Source organism: Klebsiella sp. C239 (assembly GCF_048822715.1).
Lineage (GTDB): Bacteria > Pseudomonadota > Gammaproteobacteria > Enterobacterales > Enterobacteriaceae > Klebsiella > Klebsiella quasipneumoniae.
This window is the reverse complement of sequence record NZ_JBMEZK010000021.1, coordinates 23,923-30,047: the sequence shown is the minus strand read 5'-3', so window position 1 is coordinate 30,047 and position 6,125 is coordinate 23,923. Positions and strand designations below refer to the sequence as shown.

The window sequence follows — 6,125 nt, the reverse complement described above, 5'->3', positions numbered from 1 at the left end:
TGCACACGTCTTCGGTGAACGTACTATGGCCACGCTGGAGCATCTTCTGAGCCTGCCGTCGGACTTTCAGGGCGCGTGGTTCCTTTTAAACACCAGCTCTGTATCTCTTTTAAAGATCCTTCAATAAATCCTGTAAACACATAACCTGTTCATCGCCTGCCCTGTGGACAGGCTCGGGAGAATGCCCGCCCTTGCAGCGACCTGACGGTCGCGCCGGTTCGGCAACACCTGAGAGAGCTCCCATCGCTCCGCGACGGGCCCCGACCGGAGAATTAAATTAGTTACAGCATTCAAAAAACAAATCATCATAAAACCGGCGCCGGTTTGCCAGCCGGGAGCCCCTCCCCACCACTGAAAAGCGCCGCCGCCCCCGGCCGAAGGCCGGGAGTAGTGTCGCTTTTAATGATGGGTGTTGTAACTACTCTTCTTCATCGCTGTGGGTGGAGCTGCTGTGAGTTGTTTGGTACACGCTCGTAAGCGGCCCTCCGGCCCGCTAACGCGGAGATACGCCCCGACTGCGGCTATCGCCTTGCCGGGTCCACTCCGACCGCGTACAGAGGCGTCTGAGCTGTTTTAAGCGGGTATGGCTTTGCAGCTACCGTGTTAAGTTTCCTGGTGTCGCTGAAATAGTTGATGAACATCCCCCTAAGCGTCAGCAGCAAGCTGCCGCCGCTAAGGCCCCGGAAATCACGCCCTTTACGTCGTAAACGCCGTAAAGCCCGCTCACCGGGGTTAAAAGGGATTACTTTGACTTCTTCATTGCTGTGAGCGGGTTAAGGCTAATCAGGACAGGGGGTAGGGTAGCAGAGTTTATAGCCAGGTAACCGGCTACGCCGGGCTTTCGGCGCCATTTGACTCCACAGACACATGTAACCTCATCTGGCGCCTCCATGCCGCTGACGCGGCATTCAGAAGCTTCCCGATGCTGTAAATCTTAACGTCAGCTTTGTGCCAACAGCGGACATTGCTAGCACATGGTATGTTAGTTTAAGGGGGGAAGGTCAGCGTTTCTCCTGAACTAGTTTGATAAATTCGAGTGTTCTTCCGAGGCGCTTGTTGTCCACGATAACACCTTGGTCGATTTCAGAGAGGCAATCATAATTGGAGTGGGGAAGAACTGTCCCGTTAGGCAACCATTTCTAAGCGTGTTCACGGTCTTGCTATACCAGTTGCTTTAGATAATAGCCCTGCGTAACCTTCTATTGAGTGTGCCTTTATGCTTGATAACAGCTTTGGAACATGGCCCGCCAGCCCAAATGTATCAGTGCGCTCAGTCAAAACAATCGATCCGTTATCAGTGATCTCGTACTCCTTACTACTGTCAGAGAAGCCCATTTTTCTAAGCGGCACGGTTGGTACGAGGTCTTCCTTTCTATAAATGTGGTGGGGACCGGGAAAACTACAAACGCTACCAAGTCCGCAATAGCGAGGCATGCCAAATGTATACGCACAAACGGCATGGCCCGGAATATTCTCAGCAAGCCTTATTGTGGTATTAAGCTTAGCGTGAATCGCATAGCCTACCGCGGCCATTGCTCCACCTAGGGAGTGGCCAGTCCAAACGACCTTGAGATCATTCCCCAAACTATTTCGTTGGTTAATGTGGTCAGAGATAGATGCGAATTGAGGAATGATCGACTCAAAGAATCCTCGGTGAAAGAATTGGTCGTCAAATTCAACATGACCATAATGAAATGGATGAAAGTGTGGTCCCACCCGAACATGGTACTTTTCGGCATCTATATTTGCTTTCCAGTCCCAAAGCTCGCGGAATACGGTGCCTCTTATAGTAAGAATCACGACGTCGCTAAAAATTGTGCCTAGCACTAGCGCATATCTACCACGAACCGCGAAAAACCTAGCATCCAGATTTGCTTCACTTAGGCCATCAAGAATTGAGTTGGTCGTGCGATTTGTAATCAAGCCTCTATAAGTGTCGCTAGCAAAGAGATGAATTCGACTTGCCTTCTTCAATTCATACTCTTGAACATCTTCGTAAACTATAGAGGATAATTCGACGCACACCTGCGCTTTATTGAGAGAAAAGGATTCGTCTTCCCAGTTTTGCTGATTCGCCAAACTAAGAATTCCATTCAAGCGATCGATAAGCTTTGCATCCATGTTTTTCCTCCGCAGCATTTTCGCCTAACAGCGAATTTTACCGACCATGCGAGGTCGGCTACCTTACAAGTTACTCTACCTTGCAAGGTTAAAAAGTCCAATGTCCGTTGTTCGCTCACAGCGGAGCTTCGGCTCAGCCAACTAGTCCGCTTAATGCCAACAGCGAACTTCGATGAAATCAGTGCTTACTGACCGAATTCAGATTGCACAAATTTTAATGTCTGCCCATGCCGCAATTTACAGACGATATTTTGGTTCGCGAAGATGCCAGAAAATGTTTTCGCCTGTTCTCTCGGAAAAGACTTGATCCAACGAACACCAACAACCCATTCGGAAAGCTCTTCATTGTCAGAGTTTGCGTTTGGGTGTTCCGCTTTCAATCCTGCGGAGAGTAGAGGAACATTCGAATCAGTTATGAAATCGCGAATCATAACCGCTGGTTTGGTCACTTCCCCAAAGCCGACGTAACCGCATCCCTTCATGTAAGCATAAATTTTGTCACCAACTGCAAGACGATTAAGTGCAGATGAATACACCTTCCCTTGACCTGCTCCAATAAAGCCAAATTGTCTGTTATCTTCCCAAGTTCGATATTCGCATTCGCCCACATTCACGAACCAACTACCAGTCCATTCATCTTGATTAGAAGCAATTGTTCTTTGCTTAACTTCTTTTCGTTCAATATAATCTTTAGCCTCCGGCAACGGAATAATTGTTTCCGGCTTGATAAATAGCTCACCATCAGAATCGATAAATGGAGCAATCCGAGTGCATTGAATATCTATGCCATATTCTCGCAACCATAATACTGCGGAGATGACTTCAGAGTTAAACTCTTTTGAGGCCAAAATAATATGCTGTTTCACATTAAGTAACTCAATGTCAGCATCAATAAATTCCTCAATTTTTTTAGTCGCATCAAATTCAGACTTGTTTAAATAGGACGCGTATAGCTTAAATATCTCACCGGGCAAGAGACTTGAGCAATACGATGCATACTTTATTGCCTGCCATTCAACGGACGAGCCAGAATCATCCCGTTTCAACTCAACCACAACAAGTGCTGCCGATTTATTTACGCAAAGCAAATCAAGGCGCTTACCAGAGGCAAGAATGACCTCTTTGCCAATGACAAGTAGTTCCTCACCTAAAATAGTCGGGCTTTTTTCGATCCATTCCTGAATATCGAAACGTTCCTTCAGCCCAAGTTCCGAGAAGTTTGTTGGTTTCAATTTGATTAGTGTCTTATTTATTATATCTACACGAAACATTGGCTCTATCTCCTTTCAAACGTTTCCTACACATGAATATGCCATATTCAGCGGGATGCCTACACTACTATGACCATAAAAGATAGTACGCAACGTCAGCTCCTCGCTCATACCAGGCATCCGAGATATTTTCAGGTTTCGAAATACTCGAATTCAAGGCAACAAGTAAAAATGGCCGCTATCTCTCATGGCTCAGTTCAAATTCGTTCAACTGCTCTAACGCTTTCGCCACACTCTGGAACATCAGATGTTTTTCCTCATGCTTCTGTGACAGCCGAGAAACGACGGTAAACACACTTCCGCTTCTCTCAGGCCAGCAGTCGTCATAAAGTGCAGGTATCAACATCTTTCTTGCTTGATGCTGCAATGCAGGAGTCGTCAGACTACAGATGTACGTTCGTACTTCAAACTGTCTTCCAGGTGTTTTGTCTAGAAAAAGTACCACATCAGAGTCACTCACCCAGTGCGACAATCCGAAGCGCAGTGCCGGATAACCTTCCCAATGATTAAGTGCCGTTGTGACTTCATAACCATGATCAGAAAAGTGCTCTGTCAGAAACCGTAGGCCTTCCTCCTGAAGTGATTTCACCACAGCATTTTTCAGTAACACCGCTTCCTGAATATTACGCAAATTTTCGAGAACGAAGGTTTCTGTCTCTGCTGCAATCGTATTTTTACCCATCAGTGTCTCCAGATGTAGAATGAATTCGCGCAGCAAAACGTGCCATTTATTGAGCGGGGAAGAAATGCATGCCATGCCGAGCCTGGGCGACAGAACAGAAATAAACATACTGTAGCTTATTCCTGTCCAACCGGCTGGAGCCAGTCCTTCTGGCGACAGAACCACCAGGAACGGTTTCTTATCTGGATGTTTTTGCTCCAGATACCCACTGTAATCATTGAAAGGATTGTTCAATTGGTGCCAGATTTTATTCTCCAACACCATGGCCCATTCTTTCGACTCAAGTAGCAAATCGATTCGAGTTCCTTTCTGCGTCATAACCTCACGGGCTGGTGGAGAGAGAAGTGATGCATCAACATGGGCTGGCAGGCATTCCAGAAGGGCCCCAAGAACCAGTGTATTCAGTCCATGGGGCGCATCCGGATCAATAAAGAAAGCGAGTAAATCGCTGACAGGGTTTTCATAGTGTCCACGGGCACCAACCGAAAATATATTGGTCTCACTTTTTTCAGCAACAGGCAGTGATTTGAGGCGAGTCAGTAATTCTTCCAGAGCAGGCAGGTCCATCGGTTTCTCCGCAGCGGATTTCCCTATACAGAAACATACCAAAAAAAAGAGCCTTGGCATAGGGAGGCCTGTCTGCCCGCTGGCATTGGGTGCACGATAATTGCGGTGGATTTCAAAGTTAACAGTCCGCTTCGTGCTGTGAGTTCAACAGGTCGATGCAACGCTATCCTTAATCGAAGGGGGACGTTACCATGAAACGAAGAACTTGCATCTACTACACACCAAAACAAAAGGCGATTATCTGGGACAGATATAAGCAAGGTGATGTAATAGCCCCCGTTTAAACCGGACACTTCACCAGTAAGACATAGGCATAGAGCTATGTTTAAGGAGTGTCCTGTGCAAAGAATCAAAGTGATCACTGGCGAGCAAAAGCGCCGCCGTTATACTCCCGAAGAGAAAGCCCGTTTTGTAGCGCTCGCCATGCAGCCCGGCTACACCGTCTCACTCGTTGCCCGGCAATATGGCATCACTCCCAGTCTTCTTTTTAAGTGGAAACGACTCATGAACGAGGGTGGCAAGTCTGCGCTCGCCGCAGGCGACGAGGTGGTCAGCGTCTCCGGGCTCAAAGCGCTGGAGAAAAAAGTCAAACAGCTTGAACAGATGCTGGGACGCAAAACGATGGAAGCCGAAATCCTTCGCGACGCGCTTGAGATAGCCCAGGCAAAAAAGTTGATATCGCGCATGCCATTGCTGCCTAGACTGGCCCCCTGAATCTCCAGACAGTTGGTATCACTTAAGGTTGACGGACAACGGTTCAGCCTACCAGTCTCATCAGACGCGTCAGTTCGCCAGAATGGTAGGACTGGAGCCTAAACATACGGCAGTACGCAGCCCGCAAAGCAACGGCATGGCAGAGAGCTTCGTGAAAACGATGAAGCGCGACTACATCAGCATCATGGCGAAACCTGACGGGTTAACAGCGGTAAAAAACCTTGCGGAAGCCTTTGAAAATTATAACGAATGGCATCCGCATAGTGCACTGGGATATCTGCGGCGACGAACCAGTCATGGGTTAAGTGATAAAAAGTGTATGGAAATATAGGGGCCAATCTACTAAAGTCTTTTTCGTTAAGTAAAATTCGGTGGTTGGATATCCGGAAAGAGCATTTTGCTGTAGATACACCCACACTGTCATTAATTGATGAGCATCGCGATCCTTGGGTGAGTGAAGGGATCGTTTGAGGTGCGGGTGCGTATTAAACACAGTATTGCTGGCTACTTCTCAAGACGAGACTTACTGCCTCAGCAAGAATTGGTTCGCGAAGAGAATGATGGCGTGACTTTGCTTTGCAAGGCAGCACATCAGAGTCAAATTATTCCGCTAATTCTATTCTGGTTACCGAATATAGAAATTCTGGAACCAGAATGGTTGAAAAAAACGGTCATCAACTTACTGCATAACTACATCACTGTCGATCGCGACTCCGTGCCTGTTCAGGAATGTGATGCGTAGCGGGTAACAACGACTTATTGCACAGGAG

General features: G+C 47.4%; 4 protein-coding genes and 2 pseudogenes. 3 read left to right on the top strand and 3 right to left on the bottom strand.

Features of this window, described 5'->3' with window-relative positions; all coding sequences use genetic code 11:
- Window positions 1-1,149: 1,149 nt before the first annotated feature.
- The 3 genes from ACOI6Z_RS26535 to ACOI6Z_RS26525 all read right to left on the bottom strand — a co-directional run bounded on the left by ACOI6Z_RS26535 (window position 1,150) and on the right by ACOI6Z_RS26525 (window position 4,641).
- Window positions 1,150-2,121 carry a lipase family protein gene (locus tag ACOI6Z_RS26535; RefSeq protein WP_023292140.1) on the bottom strand — a complete coding sequence of 324 codons (972 nt, stop codon included), beginning with the start codon at window positions 2,119-2,121 and terminating at the stop codon, window positions 1,150-1,152.
- A gap of 185 nt (window positions 2,122-2,306) precedes the next feature.
- On the bottom strand, window positions 2,307-3,392 hold the full coding sequence (locus ACOI6Z_RS26530; protein ID WP_023292139.1) for a hypothetical protein: 1,086 nt from the start codon (window positions 3,390-3,392) through the stop codon (window positions 2,307-2,309).
- 178 nt (window positions 3,393-3,570) lie between these two features.
- Window positions 3,571-4,641 carry a PD-(D/E)XK nuclease family protein gene (locus ACOI6Z_RS26525; RefSeq protein ID WP_023292138.1) on the bottom strand — a complete coding sequence of 357 codons (1,071 nt, stop codon included), beginning with the start codon at window positions 4,639-4,641 and terminating at the stop codon, window positions 3,571-3,573.
- A gap of 339 nt (window positions 4,642-4,980) precedes the next feature.
- On the opposite strand from ACOI6Z_RS26525, the pseudogene ACOI6Z_RS26520 reads away from it, so the two are divergent.
- The 3 genes and pseudogenes from ACOI6Z_RS26520 to ACOI6Z_RS26510 form a co-directional block, all read left to right on the top strand.
- Window positions 4,981-5,339: pseudogene (locus tag ACOI6Z_RS26520) on the top strand (transposase); the annotation flags it as partial.
- 11 nt (window positions 5,340-5,350) lie between these two features.
- Window positions 5,351-5,686, top strand: a pseudogene (locus tag ACOI6Z_RS26515) (integrase core domain-containing protein); the annotation flags it as partial.
- A 147-nt stretch (window positions 5,687-5,833) separates the two neighbouring features.
- On the top strand, window positions 5,834-6,097 hold the full coding sequence (locus tag ACOI6Z_RS26510; protein WP_227550938.1) for a WYL domain-containing protein: 264 nt from the start codon (window positions 5,834-5,836) through the stop codon (window positions 6,095-6,097).
- Window positions 6,098-6,125 lie beyond the last annotated feature (28 nt).